Origin of the sequence: uncultured Idiomarina sp., from assembly GCF_964010655.1 — a bacterium.
GTDB lineage: Bacteria > Pseudomonadota > Gammaproteobacteria > Enterobacterales > Alteromonadaceae > Idiomarina > Idiomarina baltica.
In genome coordinates, this window is sequence record NZ_CAXGLS010000003.1 from 34996 (window position 1) to 49381 (window position 14386).

Below are 14386 nucleotides of genomic sequence, written 5' to 3' on the forward strand. Positions count from 1 at the left end.
TTTCTATTGAGCATCTTCCCGTTCCGCTAACCATTGATCTAATGTGTCTTGATGACGTTTTGCGGTCATATCCAGACTTAATGGTGTAATCGATACATAGCCCTCATGAATGGCTGCAAAATCAGTGTCTGGCGCATCATCTAAATGATGACCGATGGGCCCATACCAGAAGATCTCACGACCAAAGGGATCACGATCACGCACCATGGTTTCAGCGCGGTGTCGACGGCCTAACCGAGTTACTCGTGTGCCTTTAATATCATTATAAGGTCCGTAAGGAACATTAACATTGAGCACGGTATCTAACTGAAGAGGCTTCGATTCCATACTTTCAACCAACTCGGCAACGACTTGCGCCGCCGTATCATAGTAGTCATGTCCGCGTCCCCCCATCGACACGGCAATGGCAGGCAGACCTTTAAACCGCCCTTCCATTGCAGCAGCCACTGTACCTGAATAAAACACATCGTCGCCCATATTAGGTCCGTCATTAATGCCTGAAACCACTAAATCAACCTCTTCGGCAAACGGCGAGTTGGTGCCAATATGGACACAATCAGTCGGCGTGCCATTGAGCGAGTAAAAGCCATTATCAAGCTGTTGCAGACGCAGTGGATTATGCAGGGTCAGTGAATTACTCGCACCACTACAATTTCTATCTGGTGCTATCACGCGGACCTCAGCAATAGATTTTAAGGCTTGATACAGCGCGTGAATACCGGGCGCATGAACGCCGTCATCATTACTCAACAGAATCTTCATCATTTTCAGTCACCGACAAATCAATTAGTTCACTAATACACGCAGTTGCAAAACTGCCTTTAGGTAATTCAAAATAAATAACCGCATCGCTACCATCCCAACATAACTCAGGGTCAGTCGGTTTAAGACGCATAGCACGGCGGCTGGCTTTAACCTTTTTTGACGCTAAACAGTCAATAATGTCAGCCCACGGACTTACACAGTCGGTTTCAAACTGCTCAGCTTCCCCAGAAATGAGCGGCTTAGAAACCCAGCCGGGTTGACCAGCCGTCAACTGAATATCGCCAGTGGTAAGACGCTGTTTCAGCTCATCATCCCACTGCTCAACATGAAAAACTGATTGTGACCCGGATAGCATCACACAGTCACCTGCAAGCGTTTCAAAACCGTACTGCTGATAGCGTGAAGACGCTATTTGGTTGAATAGGAATGAGCGTACAGAGGACAACAACCGGCTTTGCTCTGGCTTTTTCACACGTTTGTTGCTGCCACCCGCTCGCAGCCATTCGAATCCACGAGTTAAGTTATTCTGGTCATGACCGAATCGTTGCGGGCCAAAATAGTTAAGCGTGCCGTCGGTCACAAGCGAATTCCAGTTTTGCTCAAACAGTCCCTTATCGACAACATCACGCAAGCGGATCTTAAACTGATTCGCTTCATGTAAGCCGAGCTTGAGCTTCTTTTGTCGACGAATCACCTTCAGGACTTGGAATTCTTCATTGTTGAGCTGTTGCCAATCTAATGTCTCTTGCCCCGGCAATTGCACCGAAAACCATTGCTCAGTAACTGCGTTACGGTCTTTTAAACCCGCATAACTGACGTTTTTAGGTGAGGTATCGGCAAATCGGGCAAGCTGACGCGCAACAAACTGCGTATTGGCACCCCGCTTACGAATCCACAACCACTGATGTTCACCCTCTCCGTCGTCCGCGACATCAAGTCGTTCGGTCACGACAAAGTCTTCGGGGTGAAGTTTAAACTGTGCTTGCGTGCGTTTTGAATTGAGCCTAACTGGGTTAATTGCCGCATCTAACTGACTCATGACTGACCCGCCATTAATACCACTGCATGGCACGCTATACCTTCATTCCGACCCACAAAACCTAGCTTTTCCGTCGTTGTCGCTTTCACATTCACCGCATCACTCGCTACATCCAGTAGATTCGCAATACGTTGTCTCATCGCGTCGATGTGAGGTGCCATTTTAGGCTGCTGTGCCACGATAGTAACGTCGATATTTCCTACAACAAATTTACGTGAGGCAGCCAACTGCATAATATGAGTCAGTAGCCCACCACTGTCTGCGCCCGCAAATTGGTCATCGGTGTCGGGAAAGTGACGACCAATATCACCTAGCCCCAATGCGCCTAGCACTGCGTCACTAATTGCGTGAAGCACAACATCACCGTCTGAGTGTGCCAAAAGACCATCAGCGTGCGGCACTTCAACACCACCTAGCATTAAGGGCTTATTCTCTGCGCCCCAGCGGTGCACGTCATAGCCATGACCAACACGAATATTCATCATGAGTGATTAATCTCTTCGTTTAAATAGTAACTGACCAACTCGATATCTTCCGGGAAGGTCACTTTGATATTTTTATATGAGCCCATGACCAATCGCGGTTGATAGCCAGCGAACTCCATCGCTGACGCTTCATCGGTTAGGCCTGGATGAGCGACGCCCATCTTGTTAATCGCCGCTATCAAAGGCTTAATCGCAAACACCTGAGGCGTTTGCGCTTGCCACAATCGCTCACGGGAAACCGTGCTGCTTATCGCCAAACTATCGGCTTGCGCCCGCTTCAAGGTATCGCGTACCGGCAACGCCACGATAGCGCCTTGATCTTGTAATGTGCCTTGTTCAATTACGTCCAGTAAGACGCTTAATGGCAAACAAGGTCGTGCTGCATCATGTACTAACGCATGACTAAAACCTTGTCGTGCGGCCTCTTTTAGACCCATCAGCACAGATTCAGCGCGCGACTCGCCGCCGGAAACCGTTTCAACCGCCTCAGGCCAGTGCGGATATAGGTTGATAGCCGTTGGGTTAACAGCAACGAAAACGCGTTGCACTTGAGGGGCACGCTGAATCGCAGCGAGCGTGTGAGAGAGTATTGGTTGAGATTGGATCTCAATAAATTGCTTAGGTTGCTCGCTTTGCATCCGGCTCCCGGTACCTGCTGCGGGAACGACGGCCGCGAGCTTAATCCCCGACGAAGATGACATATTACTGCTCAAGCCTCCTCGGGTGCACAAGACGGAAAAACACTTCTTCTTTTTTTATCATACCGAGTTCGTTGCGCGCGCGCTCTTCCAGCGCGTCTTCGCCCTCACGTAAGTCTTTAATATCCGCGTAAAGCACTTCGTTACGCCGCGCCAAGTTGTCATTCGCTTTGCGTTGATGTTGCACTTCTTGTTGCAAGCGCCAATAGTCTGGCAAGCTGTTCTTACCAAACCAAAGACGGTATTGTAGCGCTGCTAATACGCCAACCAGCAAAATAATGACAATTCGCATAAAGTGCTCTGGGAAACATGTATTAGTGCCATTATGAAGTCTAAAACTGAGTATGCAAAGCCATTGAGGTGTTTTTTTGGAATATATCTATGCTGCAGTGATTATTTTCTTTGCCACCACCTTACAGGGGATCAGCGGCTTTGGCTCTGGCCTTGTGAGTGTGCCTTTGTTAGTGCTGTTTTTACCCATGACGACCATTACACCCACGTTGTCGATCGTGAACGTATTTTTAAGCGCAATTATCTATTACAAGAACCGAGACGCCGCGCATCCCCGTCAGTGGCTTTGGTTACTCGGGGCGGGATTTGCGTTTTCCATTGTTGGCAGCCTGCTCTTGGTCGAGGTCAACGAACGAGCAATCCAATGGCTGTTAGGGTTGCTCATCTTAACAGTCGTAGCTGTGTTGGTGAGTGGCCGCAATTTACCGACTTTTAATCATCGCCCCGGTCATGTCGGAGTCGGCGCTACATCGGGAATACTAAACGGACTCATGACGCTAGGTGGCCCACCCATCATCTTATTTCTTGCTAATGCAAAGGTTGATAAAACAACCTTTCGGGCCACTTTGGCATTGTTCTTTTTAGTCATTGCTATTGCTAACGTGCTGACCTTTAGTACGCAAGGTGTCTACCAGCGCTCCCACCTCACGCTCCTTCTGGCAATGGTACCTTGCGCAATGTTAGGCGCCCTATTTGGGCATTATCTTCAACGATTTGTCGTTGAGCAGCAGTTTAAACGACTGACGTTAGGATTAATGTTATTATCCGGCGTATCCGTTTTATTTCAGGCGATATGGAGTACTTAAGTCGAAATGTTACCCGCTGAACTTTTAGTTGTGTTGTTGAATCTTGCGATTCTATTGATGTGTTATCTGCACGTTTTTCCAAGAGTTGCGGGTAAATCGATGGGCAAGTTGGCACTCGCAAGCGCCAGTGCTATTGCCTTCGCGCTTGTAATTGTAGGCTGGAAATACATGGGGCTGGGCTATCCATTTTTATTATTTGGAGGCTCATTAAATTGGTTTTGGTATACCCTGATTACTTACGCACTGATGGAAATTCCCATCGCCATTTGGTACTTGAAAAGAAACCCTTCTTAGCTAAATTACGTAGCTTTCGTGTTAAACTAGCCGCGATTTTAATGTAAAGGAGTCTCATATGGCCGCTTTTGGCACCGTTTTCATGCCTGAAATGAGTATTGCAGAATACCAGGATGGGCAATGGCATTCCCCTCAAATAAGTACTGCGAATAGCTTGTCTTTGCATCCTGGTGCACATGCTTTGCATTACGCTAGTACCTGCTTTGAAGGATTAAAAGCGTTCAAGCATGCTGATGGTTCGGTTCATATTTTCAGGCTTGATCAAAATATCAAACGCATGCGTCAGAGCAGTAAATTGCTGGCTTTACCCGAGATCGATACGACGCTCCTTGAGCATATGATCGTTGATATCGTAAAGCATTTTAAAAACGAAGTACCTAACCCGCCAGGCTCCATGTATATACGTCCAACGCATATCGGCACCGAGCCCGCGATTGGTAAAGCAGCCAGCCCAGCAACTCAGTCGTTGCTGTATGTGTTGTTATCGCCGGTGGGCGACTATTTTGCCGGCGGCACGCGTCCGCTAAAACTGTTGATTGAAACTGACGGCATGCGTTGTGCACCACATATGGGTATGATTAAAAGTGGTGGTAACTACGCCAGTGCATTAAATCCAATTATGCAAGCACGCGCCCAATACGATGCTGACCAAGTACTGTTTTGCCCAAATGGGGATGTGCAGGAAACAGGCGCTGCCAACTTCTTACTCATCGACGGTGATGAGGTTATTACCAAAGATTTGGATAGCAGTTTCTTACACGGTATTACCCGTGACTCAATTCTGACACTCGCTAAAGACATGGGCATGAAGGTGAGTGAGCGTGCCTTGTCAGTTGATGAACTCCTCGACCGTGCACAAAAGCCGGCTACCGAAGCGGCGTTGTCTGGCACAGCGGCAGTGCTGACCCCCGTTGGTTCGCTGATTCACAATGAGCAAACTATCACCATCGGCAGCGGCGAAGAAGGCCCCAAAACGCAATTATTGCGTCGTGCGTTAAATGAGATTCAATGGGGTGAACGAGCAGATTCATTTGACTGGTTAACTACCGTTTAACCTCGTCCATCGCGCACAACAAAGGTTTCCAAGAGCACCACGGGTTGCCCATCGTCGGGCAGCTCAATGATGCCTTGTTCAATAAAGCCTAGTTTATCTAACAATGTTAGCGAAGCGGCGTTGCTCGGGTTGCAAATGGCACTCAGACGCGTGAGGCGTGTACACTGAGCTACGCGCTCCATCAGCGAGTGTGCTGCTTCAATGGCGTAGCCCTGTCCTGTATACACGTTTGATAACGCATATCCGATATCTGGGTGATCGAGAAAGTCACGCTTTAACAGCCCCATTAATCCTATCGGTTTACCATCCTGCTTACGCACCATCAACATCAGGCCTAAATCATAGTGCCGGTACTGCATTTGCGGCCCTGTTTCAATATAGTTGACGGCGTTATCAATGGTTCTAACCTGCTTATCAGCAATTTGTTTAATGAATTCAGGTTCATTGAGTAATGTTAATATAAACTCCGCATCCGTCCCTTTAAGCGGTCTAATCACAAGCCTTTCTGTTTGCCAAGTCGAAATTAGTTTCATAGCACGTCCTTAATCATGGGTTATTAGCATAACTCAAACTTGCAACTTTAGATATTTAGACTATTATCTAAATATCTAACTAACGGTAATATCTTCATAATGAAACAACAACTGGTATTCAAAGCGCTTGCCGACGGCACTCGCAGAGATATTCTTCGTGTATTGCGCTCTGGCTCCAAAAGTGCGGGTGAGCTGAGTGAGGAGTTTTCAATTACTAAAGCCTCTCTCTCACATCATCTAGCGTTATTGCTGAGTGCCGAGTTAGTGCGCCGCGAGCGCCGCGGACAGCAGCTCATATATTCGCTTAATAGTTCAGTCGCCGAAGAGGTAATGGCGATCTTATTTGGTCTATTTTCTCACAAGGAGGACTCATGACCTTTACGCTCCCTTGGAAGCATCGTTGGATTAGCTGGTTGCTGATTGTATTAAGTGCCGTTTTTGTGGGCGCGCTCTACAACCAGCTACCGCAGGAAATCCCCAGTCACTGGAACTTTGAAGGTGAAATCGATGCCTATCAGTCAAAACCTCTTGGCGCCTGGCTGATGACACTGATTATGGTCGGACTTTGGGCGCTCATGGAATGCCTGCATGTGCTTTCTCCCAAAGGCTACAAAATAAATAGTTTCCGCACGACTGTCGGCTTAATTACCAACTTGATGCTAGGCTTTATTTTGCTGATTCAAGTAGTCCAACTGAGTGTTGCGCTCGGAGCTGAACTTGAGTTACCAACAATCATCGTTGTCGGTGTCGGCGTCTTATTTATCTGTTTGGGTAATTACTTAGGTAAGCTGCGGAAGAACTTCTTTATTGGTATTCGCACGCCTTGGACGTTAGCCAGCGATGAAGTCTGGTATAAAACCCACCGTTTGGGAAGTTACTGTTTTGTCATTATTGGCGCGATACTAGTGTCGAAAGCCTGGTGGCCTATGCCACCAACTATGCTCATCGGGCTCATTGTTGTGCTTGCACTTGTGCCCACAGTTTACTCGTTCGTTATATACCGACGACTACACTCGGGCGATAACGAAGACTAAGCATTTTTATTTTTATCTTCATACATGCGTTCATCAGCTACGTGCAGGAGTTCTTCAAGCGAGCGTCCCTCAGCCGGGAACTCCGCACGGCCAACACTGGCGTGAATGGTTAACTCGCCCTTCTCAAACACAAAAGGGTGCTCACGCAAGTGTTCAACGATGTCTTTAACACTATCGCTGTTACCAAGCTCACTCGTTTTTAGAGGACGTAACACGACAAATTCATCACCACCGATACGCCCGGCTTCCTTGGCATTCACGTAGATGTTCAATATTGACGCAACATGCATGAGAAACTTATCGCCGACCGCATGCCCGTACCGGTCATTAATAGGTTTAAACTTATTCAAATCAATATAAATGACTTCTAATGGCTTATCATTGCGCAATGCTAACGACTTAAAACGTTGCGTTAGCGCTCTTCGATTGAGTAATCCTGTCAAAACATCCGTTTGTGCTTGTTGATGCAACGCACGATAACTGCGGCTCAGTAGCGCGATGACGGCGGCAAGTACAATGACCCCGGCGTAACCGAAGAAGCGCAGCCAACCCATGCCACTGACTTTTGTATTCGTGTGTTTTGCGCGCGCATGGATCTGCCAAGTTTCATTAAACACATCAAGTTCAGCCGTCGCATCCGCCGTGTTTAAAATATCAGGATTGCCGAGAAAAACCTCCTCACCCAGCTTTTCGACCGAAGCGCGACTTAACGCAAGCTCGTAGTCCGCAGCGCTCCCTTCACGAACGCGTCGCATGATTTCTGATATATCGACCAATAGCCGTACCGAACCCCAGTAAAATCCTGAGAAAGTGAAGTGTCGAGTATAGATTGGTAATGTCACATCTAACGCCAGTGCACCATTTTCTAATAAACGTGGGGAGGAAACTTGATAGTTTTCAAATAACTGTGCAACTGGGGATGTGAGATCGTATTGCTTGGGTGCTTGGCTTGTCCATAACGTCATAGCCGGCGTTATTGGATAGGCAAACAATAAGTCTTGGTTACGCCAAACGGATACTCGTTTGACCACAGGACTTTCTTTAAGAATAGACACCGCGAGTAAGCGCGTGTTAACCGGTTCAGTGACAGGCTGCACAGAGAAATAGGAAGAAAATGCAAAGGCTGCACGAGACGCTTCACCAAACAATTGCTCCATTTGAGAGCGAATACCAACTAATTCAGTCGTTGCTCGGTTACTTTTAAGCTGCTGATACTGCGATGAGGTTAAATTAATGACCCACTCAACACAGGCGATGCCGACCAAAAATACAACGACTAACAAACCATGAAGAAAATTAAGTTGTAATCCTTTAAACCTATCTAGCAACAGCAAATATCCTTAATCACAATCAGTTAGGCTAGCTAATAAAGCGCATTGTATCGTGAATTCATAATTAATCCATCCACATTCGCAACAGGTTTTGATAGCTTTTAGAGAGCAGAAGGTATTGTTCACTGCGTCCCTTGGCCTCAAACTCCTGCATGACGGCTTGCTGCATATCAAACAGTAAGGCGCGTTGCTGAGCATCTCTCACCCAACTCTGACACCAACCAACTAACGCAGTGCGTTGACCTGCTGTCACAGGCTCTACCTGATGCAAAAAGTGACTTGGATAGATCAGCACATCCCCCGCATCTAAGCGCCAGCTTCGCTCACCACTATGTTCGTCTATCGTTAATGCACCACCTTGATACTCGTCAAGCGCCGATAACGAGAGTGTAAAAGAGATATCGGTGCGCGCTTGATTCATGAGTGCGTCATCCACATGAACACCGTAACTTTGCTCATTTTGATAGCGATTGATCATGCTTCGTGCAATTGTTTTCGGACGTAAAGCAGCCTCCACCCAGGGGTTTCTCAGCATGCGCTGAAGCGTAAAATCAACCAGTCCTTGCGCCTTTTGGTCAACACTCAATTGCTGATTGTTTTTAACAGATTTAGCCCCTGCCCCCGCGGATAATTTGCCATCAGTGAAGGTATGCTGAGCAAGTTTCTCGTTAATTACATCAATGGTGGGTTTATCGATGACTTGCTGTAAGTGGATAATCATATTGAGAACATACCTTTTATTTGCGAATAGTTATCATTTTTGAGATTATAACTGAAATAACATTGAGCAAAAACAAGGATTCCATGATGAGAGAAAAACGCAAGAGTTGGATTGCGGTGAGTTCGGCGATTGGTGCCTCGATGGTCATCAGTCAAGGTGCCGTTGCGACAACCAGCCCACATACCAGCCTAGCCCCCGCCACATTACTCACTGCGCCGGGTCCAATGATGGAAGGCGAAGGTGAAGGCGCTGTAAGCGTGGATTTAACCACCAATGATTCAGCGTTTTTAGCGCAACTTGGTTTAATACGTGGTCATTTATGGGTCGGCATGAAGCTATATGAGCAAGGTCATCTAGAGATGGCGAAGACCCATATGAAACACCCCGGTGATGAGCTCTACGCGGGCTTAGTAAGTGCCTTTGAAGCACGCGACCTACCGGGCTTCGCAAAACCATTGAGCGATTTAGCCGATAGCGTCAATAATGATGCCGATAAGGCCGTCGTAATGGAAAACTACGCCGCATTGAAAGACGCTATTGCGGCTAACGAACCTTTGGCATCAATGACCGCAGCCGAAGTACTAAAAAGTATCGCCAGCATGTTACTCACCTCAGCCGATGAGTACGCCATTGGTATCAAACAAAACCAGGTGGTCAATGTGCATGAGTTTCAAGACGCATATGGATTTCAGCAAATCGCGTTGAGCCGTCTCGATGCGTTGTCTGAAGCACAACGAGCAGGTGTCGAAGAGGCTATCGCAGAAACGCGTAAGGTTATTCAGGGGCTTGACGAGCTTTGGCCAACCACCACACCTGAGGGTGAGCTCGAAGGTGATGCAAGCCTGATTTACGGTGCGGCGTCACGCATCGAAATGGAAGCGAATGGCATTTAACGCGCGATTTTGAGTGCCACTTTAAACTGACGCCAGTCTAGAGTGGCTACCAGCAATAGTTCGCGTAAGGTGAGCGTTCGGGGGTTAATTCGCCCCCGATGATTCCATTGATGACCGCAACAGGCAGCGGTCATAATACGTTTGGTCGGCTTCAGCAAGGTTAAATCAGATGACTCACCCTCACCGCTAAAGCTAAACCACCCCTGATAGTTTAAATGCACACGATGATGCTTACTATCGACGCGGTCAATACTATCAAGCACAATCGTCTTAAACTCACTCGTTTCGTAGCGCACGGGAACCACGAGCCCGAGTGCCGCATGCTGTTTAAACCACGCATGTTGCTTTTGCGCGGTGCCTGTTCCCGTTGGACATGTTGTTGCCTGAGGCGCTTGCCAACTGGCGTTCTGTGCGTCGAGTTGTAACGGACTGTGCTGTGCCGCTTGCAATGAACCGTGTGCGGCATGGCGCACGTAAAATGGAAGGCTCGCTAAACGTCGGCGCAATAAGCCGGCATCTAGCTCTTCTTGTGAGAGTTGTATTAATGTTCTTTCATACAAAGCTGAGCAGAGCTCAGCGATATCGCTGTGCTCTGCTATCGGCTGAAAAATGTCGGCCTGCGAATTATCCAGCTTTGACTTCTTGTCGACCGCGGTATGGCGCTTTGCCATCCAACTCACCTTCAATGCGTAGCAATTGATTGTATTTGGCTACACGATCCGAACGGCAAAGCGAGCCGGTTTTAATTTGACCGGCGGCTGTGCCAACTGCTAAATCTGCAATGGTTGCGTCTTCAGTCTCACCCGAACGGTGACTGATAACCGCAGTGTAACCTGCTTTACGCGCCATCTCGATCGCTGCCAAAGTTTCTGTCAGACTACCAATCTGATTAAATTTAATCAAAATTGAATTTGCGATACCCTTGTCGATACCTTCTTGCAAGATACGCGTGTTAGTCACGAACAGGTCATCACCCACCAACTGTACACGGTCACCTAGCTTTTCAGTCAACACTTTCCAACCATCCCAGTCGGACTCGTCTAAACCGTCTTCAATGGAAATAATCGGATAACGATCACATAACTCAGCAAGATAGCTGGCGAATCCTTCGGCATCAAAGGACTTGCCTTCTCCGCTCAGATTGTACTGACCGTCTTTGTAGAACTCAGATGCAGCACAGTCCAATGCAAGCGTTACGTCATCACCCATGCGGTAGCCTGCTTTTTCAACGGCTTCGACGATCACTTGTAGAGCTTCTTCGTTAGAGCCTAAGTTCGGCGCGAAACCACCTTCGTCGCCCACTGCAGTGCTCAAACCACGCTGCTGAAGCACTTTTTTCAGCGCATGGAAGATTTCAGCCCCCATACGCAAGCCTTCTTTAAAGCTTGACGCGCCAACCGGCTGAATCATGAACTCTTGAATATCGACGTTATTGTCCGCGTGTTCACCACCGTTGAGGATGTTCATCATCGGTAGTGGCATGCTGTATGTCTCAGGCGTATTGTTGAGTTCAGCAATATGCTGGTACAACGGCATGTTTTTATAGGCCGCTGCTGCTTTGGCGACGGCCAAAGAAACAGCCAAAATAGCGTTAGCACCAAGCTTTTCTTTATTATCGGTGCCATCTAAGCGCAACATAATTTCGTCAATCGCGTTTTGGTTAACCGCTTCAGCGCCACGCAAAGCTTCAGCAATCGCGCCATTAATATTGGCAACCGCTTGCTCAACACCCTTACCTAAGTAACGGTTTTTATCACCGTCACGCAACTCAAGCGCCTCTCGTGAACCTGTTGAAGCACCGCTGGGTGCGGCAGCGCGACCCATGTGGCCTGACTCTAAATAAACGTCTGCTTCTACCGTCGGGTTACCACGCGAATCCATAATCTCACGCGCAACAATACGGGTAATTGTGCTCATTATAAAATCCTTATTAATTAACCTAAACGCTCTTTATTAAACTGACCAGCGGCCTCGATAAAGCCTTTAAATAAGCCATGACCGTCGCGCGGTGTCGAAGTAAATTCAGGGTGAAATTGAACCGCAATAAACCAGCGGTGTTCAGGAATCTCAACCACTTCAACAAGACGCTTATCATGCGAGAAGCCCGAAAACTTTAAGCCCGCTTTTTCTAACGCTTCGATGTAGTTATTGTTGACTTCGTAGCGATGGCGGTGACGTTCTTCGATCACTTCAGCACCGTACATCTTGCTTGCTTTCGAGCCTTTCTCTAAATGACATTCCTGTGCGCCTAAACGCATCGTGCCACCTAAGTCAGAACTCTCATCGCGCAGCTCTTTTTGACCGTTGGCGTCCATCCACTCGGTAATCAAACCCACCACCGGTTGTTTACAATCCGGTTCAAACTCAGTGCTATTTGCGTCTTTCAGGCCAGCCACGTTACGTGCGTACTCGATAAGCGCGACTTGCATACCTAAGCAAATACCTAAATACGGAATATTATTTTCACGCGCATACTGCGCGGCTTTTAGCTTGCCATCGATACCCCGATCACCAAAACCACCAGGCACTAAAATAGCGTCGACATCAGCTAACTTACTGGTGCCTTTGGTTTCGATGTCTTGTGCATCAATATAGCGAATATTAACCGTAAGACGGTTTTTTAAACCTGCATGGGCAAGGGCTTCATTAACCGATTTATACGCATCCGGTAATTCAACATACTTACCAACAAAACCGACGGTCACTTCGCCGTTAGGATTCGATTCTTGATACAGTACTTGCTCCCATTCGCTCAAATCAGCCTCTGGGCAATCAAGACGGAAGCGATGTGTCACGATCTCATCGAGTCCTTGCGACTTAAGCATCGATGGGATCTTATAGATACTATCGACATCACGCAGACCAATGACCGCTTTCTCCTCGACATTGGTGAAAAGCGCGATTTTTGAACGCTCTGAAGGTGGCAGCGAACGATCCGAACGACAGACTAAAACATCCGGCTGAATACCGATCGAGCGCAGCTCTTTCACGGAGTGTTGCGTGGGCTTGGTTTTTACCTCGCCCGCAGCACCCAAGAAAGGCACTAACGTCAAATGCATAAACAAGGTGTGATCACGGCCGACTTCAGTGCCAAGTTGGCGAATCGCTTCTAAGAAAGGTTGTGATTCGATATCACCCACGGTGCCGCCGATTTCAATAATTGCGATATCCGAGCCTTTACCGCCTTCAATAATGCGACGTTTAATTTCATTGGTGATATGTGGGATGACCTGAATGGTCGCGCCGAGGAATTCACCTTTTCGCTCACGACGGATAATGTCCTCGTAAACGCGCCCCGCAGTAAAGTTATTATGACTGGTCATGCGGGTACGGATGAAACGCTCATAATGACCCAAATCGAGGTCTGTTTCTGCGCCATCGACGGTGACGAAAACTTCACCGTGTTGGATCGGGCTCATCGTGCCTGGATCGACGTTAATGTAAGGGTCGAGCTTTAGAATGGTGACATTCAGGCCCCGTGCTTCAAGAATCGCAGCCAGTGAAGCTGCAGCAATACCTTTCCCCAGCGAGGATACAACGCCGCCGGTTACGAAAATATAATTTGTCGCCATGTGTTACCCAGTTGGTCAGGTCAATGTAGGGATTTCTTAAGACGGGAAAATAGTATACCTAAGCGCACCCATTTCTACAAATAAAAGCATCACTTTTGCGCCGATTTTACCTCTTGCCAAAGTGCTTCAAGTTGGTCCAAACTCAGTTCGTCCGCCGCTTGTTTACGGGCGCTTAGCATCGCTTCAATCGCTTGAAAGCGCTGCACAAATTTATTGTTCGCTCTCTGAAGCGCACGTTCTGGGTTCACCTGCTTATGGCGAGCAAGGTTAATCACCGCAAATAATAAATCACCGATTTCTTCTTCCAGGTGGTCATCGTTTTCGGCAGTGCGAACCTCATCGATCTCTTCATAAACCTTTGCATAAATGGGTTCTTCTTCCGTCCAGTCGAAGCCGACAGAAGCCGCTCGCTTTTGAAGCTTAGCGGCTTTTAGCACACTCGGTAACTGACTCGGAATGTCTTTAAAGACAGTTTCTGCTTGCTGGCTTTTACGCTCTTGTTGCTTTATCGCTTCCCACTGCTGCTTTATCTCGGCATCGGATAAAGCACCGTCGGTTTGCTCGAACACATGAGGATGGCGGCGTATCAGTTTATCGGCGGTATGCTGAGCAATAGCCTCAAAATCAAAGCTTCCCTCTTCCTCACCAAGTTGCGCATAAAATACGACTTGAAACAGTAAGTCACCGAGTTCATCTTTCATCGCTGCGCGGTCGCCCCCATTGATCGCGTCGACCACCTCATAGGTTTCTTCGATGGTATAGGGTAGCAACGACTCAAAAGTTTGTTTGAGGTCCCACGGACAGCCGTGTTGTTTGTCGCGTAGCTGCTGCATAACCTGTTTGAGCGCCTCGATACCCACTGCTTGCATG

18 protein-coding genes are annotated in these 14386 nt (G+C 47.8%); 6 read left to right on the forward strand and 12 right to left on the reverse strand.

Translation table 11 applies throughout. The features are described from left to right. Positions 1-3 precede the first annotated feature (3 nt). From surE to ftsB, 5 genes are read right to left on the reverse strand one after another with little or no spacing between them, the layout of a single operon-like run. A complete protein-coding gene (surE, locus tag ABNS04_RS01570) occupies positions 4-765 on the reverse strand; it encodes a 5'/3'-nucleotidase SurE (protein ID WP_006956038.1) in 762 nt (253 codons plus the stop codon). After that, positions 743-1804 carry a tRNA pseudouridine(13) synthase TruD gene (locus ABNS04_RS01575; RefSeq protein WP_272978056.1) on the reverse strand — a complete coding sequence of 354 codons (1062 nt, stop codon included), beginning with the start codon at positions 1802-1804 and terminating at the stop codon, positions 743-745. The genes surE and ABNS04_RS01575 overlap by 23 nt, the downstream gene beginning before the upstream one ends. Continuing rightward, positions 1801-2286 (reverse strand): 2-C-methyl-D-erythritol 2,4-cyclodiphosphate synthase, encoded by a 486-nt coding sequence (gene ispF / locus ABNS04_RS01580; protein ID WP_272978079.1) that lies wholly within the window; start codon positions 2284-2286, stop codon positions 1801-1803. Before ispF ends, ABNS04_RS01575 begins: the two co-directional genes overlap by 4 nt. After that, positions 2286-2990 (reverse strand): 2-C-methyl-D-erythritol 4-phosphate cytidylyltransferase, encoded by a 705-nt coding sequence (gene ispD / locus ABNS04_RS01585; RefSeq protein WP_287830959.1) that lies wholly within the window; start codon positions 2988-2990, stop codon positions 2286-2288. Before ispD ends, ispF begins: the two co-directional genes overlap by 1 nt. Position 2991: 1 nt before the next feature. Continuing rightward, positions 2992-3279 carry a cell division protein FtsB gene (gene ftsB, locus ABNS04_RS01590; protein ID WP_006956042.1) on the reverse strand — a complete coding sequence of 96 codons (288 nt, stop codon included), beginning with the start codon at positions 3277-3279 and terminating at the stop codon, positions 2992-2994. Positions 3280-3355: 76 nt separating this feature from the next. On the opposite strand from ftsB, the gene ABNS04_RS01595 reads away from it, so the two are divergent. Genes ABNS04_RS01595 through ABNS04_RS01605 form a run of 3 tightly spaced genes read left to right on the forward strand, consistent with a single transcriptional unit; the run spans position 3356 to position 5432 of the window. After that, positions 3356-4084 (forward strand): sulfite exporter TauE/SafE family protein, encoded by a 729-nt coding sequence (locus ABNS04_RS01595; protein WP_272978059.1) that lies wholly within the window; start codon positions 3356-3358, stop codon positions 4082-4084. A 6-nt stretch (positions 4085-4090) separates the two neighbouring features. Further along, positions 4091-4378, forward strand: coding sequence for a hypothetical protein (locus tag ABNS04_RS01600; RefSeq protein ID WP_272978060.1), 288 nt, complete (start codon positions 4091-4093; stop codon positions 4376-4378). Positions 4379-4436: 58 nt separating this feature from the next. Beyond that, the gene (locus tag ABNS04_RS01605; protein ID WP_272978061.1) at positions 4437-5432 is read left to right on the forward strand and encodes a branched-chain amino acid aminotransferase; all 996 of its coding nucleotides are present in this window, start codon (positions 4437-4439) and stop codon (positions 5430-5432) included. Here the strand turns inward: ABNS04_RS01605 and ABNS04_RS01610 are convergent. After that, positions 5429-5965: a GNAT family N-acetyltransferase gene (locus ABNS04_RS01610; protein WP_272978062.1), complete on the reverse strand. Its 537-nt coding sequence runs from the start codon at positions 5963-5965 to the stop codon at positions 5429-5431. The genes ABNS04_RS01605 and ABNS04_RS01610 overlap by 4 nt on opposite strands. A 99-nt stretch (positions 5966-6064) precedes the next feature. On the opposite strand from ABNS04_RS01610, the gene ABNS04_RS01615 reads away from it, so the two are divergent. Together ABNS04_RS01615 and ABNS04_RS01620 are read left to right on the forward strand one after the other, a co-directional pair. Further along, the gene (locus ABNS04_RS01615) at positions 6065-6340 is read left to right on the forward strand and encodes an autorepressor SdpR family transcription factor (RefSeq protein WP_006956050.1); all 276 of its coding nucleotides are present in this window, start codon (positions 6065-6067) and stop codon (positions 6338-6340) included. Beyond that, positions 6337-6999, forward strand: a complete 663-nt coding sequence (locus ABNS04_RS01620) for an SdpI family protein (RefSeq protein WP_272978063.1) — start codon at positions 6337-6339, stop codon at positions 6997-6999. The genes ABNS04_RS01615 and ABNS04_RS01620 overlap by 4 nt, the downstream gene beginning before the upstream one ends. On the opposite strand, the gene ABNS04_RS01625 is transcribed toward ABNS04_RS01620, so the two are convergent. Then, positions 6996-8327, reverse strand: coding sequence for a GGDEF domain-containing protein (locus tag ABNS04_RS01625; RefSeq protein ID WP_272978064.1), 1332 nt, complete (start codon positions 8325-8327; stop codon positions 6996-6998). The two genes, ABNS04_RS01620 and ABNS04_RS01625, sit on opposite strands and share 4 nt — an antisense overlap. 67 nt (positions 8328-8394) lie before the next feature. Continuing rightward, on the reverse strand, positions 8395-9051 hold the full coding sequence (locus ABNS04_RS01630; protein WP_006956057.1) for a Fe2+-dependent dioxygenase: 657 nt from the start codon (positions 9049-9051) through the stop codon (positions 8395-8397). An 86-nt stretch (positions 9052-9137) separates the two neighbouring features. Here ABNS04_RS01630 and ABNS04_RS01635 point away from each other — a divergent pair, with 86 nt between their 5' ends. After that, positions 9138-9944 (forward strand): hypothetical protein, encoded by an 807-nt coding sequence (locus tag ABNS04_RS01635; RefSeq protein ID WP_348671169.1) that lies wholly within the window; start codon positions 9138-9140, stop codon positions 9942-9944. Here the strand turns inward: ABNS04_RS01635 and ABNS04_RS01640 are convergent. From ABNS04_RS01640 to mazG, 4 genes are all read right to left on the reverse strand, one after another. Beyond that, on the reverse strand, positions 9941-10615 hold the full coding sequence (locus tag ABNS04_RS01640; protein ID WP_272978066.1) for a hypothetical protein: 675 nt from the start codon (positions 10613-10615) through the stop codon (positions 9941-9943). The two genes, ABNS04_RS01635 and ABNS04_RS01640, sit on opposite strands and share 4 nt — an antisense overlap. Next, entirely contained in the window at positions 10569-11861 is a 1293-nt protein-coding gene (gene eno / locus ABNS04_RS01645; protein WP_272978067.1) for a phosphopyruvate hydratase, read from the reverse strand. The genes ABNS04_RS01640 and eno overlap by 47 nt, the downstream gene beginning before the upstream one ends. 17 nt (positions 11862-11878) lie before the next feature. Then, on the reverse strand, positions 11879-13516 hold the full coding sequence (locus tag ABNS04_RS01650; protein WP_290613813.1) for a CTP synthase: 1638 nt from the start codon (positions 13514-13516) through the stop codon (positions 11879-11881). An 89-nt stretch (positions 13517-13605) separates the two neighbouring features. After that, positions 13606-14385: a nucleoside triphosphate pyrophosphohydrolase gene (gene mazG / locus ABNS04_RS01655; protein WP_006956065.1), complete on the reverse strand. Its 780-nt coding sequence runs from the start codon at positions 14383-14385 to the stop codon at positions 13606-13608. Position 14386: the final 1 nt, after the last annotated feature.

Excerpts from the sequence above, each read along its gene's own strand:
- surE (WP_006956038.1), bottom strand. The coding sequence starts at position 765 with ATGATGAAGATTCTGTTGAGTAATGATGACGGCGTTCATGCGCCCGGT.
- ABNS04_RS01575 (WP_272978056.1), bottom strand. The coding sequence starts at position 1,804 with ATGAGTCAGTTAGATGCGGCAATTAACCCAGTTAGGCTCAATTCAAAA.
- ispF (WP_272978079.1), bottom strand. The coding sequence starts at position 2,286 with ATGAATATTCGTGTTGGTCATGGCTATGACGTGCACCGCTGGGGCGCA.
- ispD (WP_287830959.1), bottom strand. The coding sequence starts at position 2,990 with ATGTCATCTTCGTCGGGGATTAAGCTCGCGGCCGTCGTTCCCGCAGCA.
- ftsB (WP_006956042.1), bottom strand. The coding sequence starts at position 3,279 with ATGCGAATTGTCATTATTTTGCTGGTTGGCGTATTAGCAGCGCTACAA.
- ABNS04_RS01600 (WP_272978060.1), top strand. The coding sequence starts at position 4,091 with ATGTTACCCGCTGAACTTTTAGTTGTGTTGTTGAATCTTGCGATTCTA.
- ABNS04_RS01605 (WP_272978061.1), top strand. The coding sequence starts at position 4,437 with ATGGCCGCTTTTGGCACCGTTTTCATGCCTGAAATGAGTATTGCAGAA.
- ABNS04_RS01610 (WP_272978062.1), bottom strand. The coding sequence starts at position 5,965 with ATGAAACTAATTTCGACTTGGCAAACAGAAAGGCTTGTGATTAGACCG.
- ABNS04_RS01615 (WP_006956050.1), top strand. The coding sequence starts at position 6,065 with ATGAAACAACAACTGGTATTCAAAGCGCTTGCCGACGGCACTCGCAGA.
- ABNS04_RS01620 (WP_272978063.1), top strand. The coding sequence starts at position 6,337 with ATGACCTTTACGCTCCCTTGGAAGCATCGTTGGATTAGCTGGTTGCTG.
- ABNS04_RS01630 (WP_006956057.1), bottom strand. The coding sequence starts at position 9,051 with ATGATTATCCACTTACAGCAAGTCATCGATAAACCCACCATTGATGTA.
- ABNS04_RS01635 (WP_348671169.1), top strand. The coding sequence starts at position 9,138 with ATGAGAGAAAAACGCAAGAGTTGGATTGCGGTGAGTTCGGCGATTGGT.
- ABNS04_RS01640 (WP_272978066.1), bottom strand. The coding sequence starts at position 10,615 with ATGGCAAAGCGCCATACCGCGGTCGACAAGAAGTCAAAGCTGGATAAT.
- eno (WP_272978067.1), bottom strand. The coding sequence starts at position 11,861 with ATGAGCACAATTACCCGTATTGTTGCGCGTGAGATTATGGATTCGCGT.
- ABNS04_RS01650 (WP_290613813.1), bottom strand. The coding sequence starts at position 13,516 with ATGGCGACAAATTATATTTTCGTAACCGGCGGCGTTGTATCCTCGCTG.
- mazG (WP_006956065.1), bottom strand. The coding sequence starts at position 14,385 with ATGCAAGCAGTGGGTATCGAGGCGCTCAAACAGGTTATGCAGCAGCTA.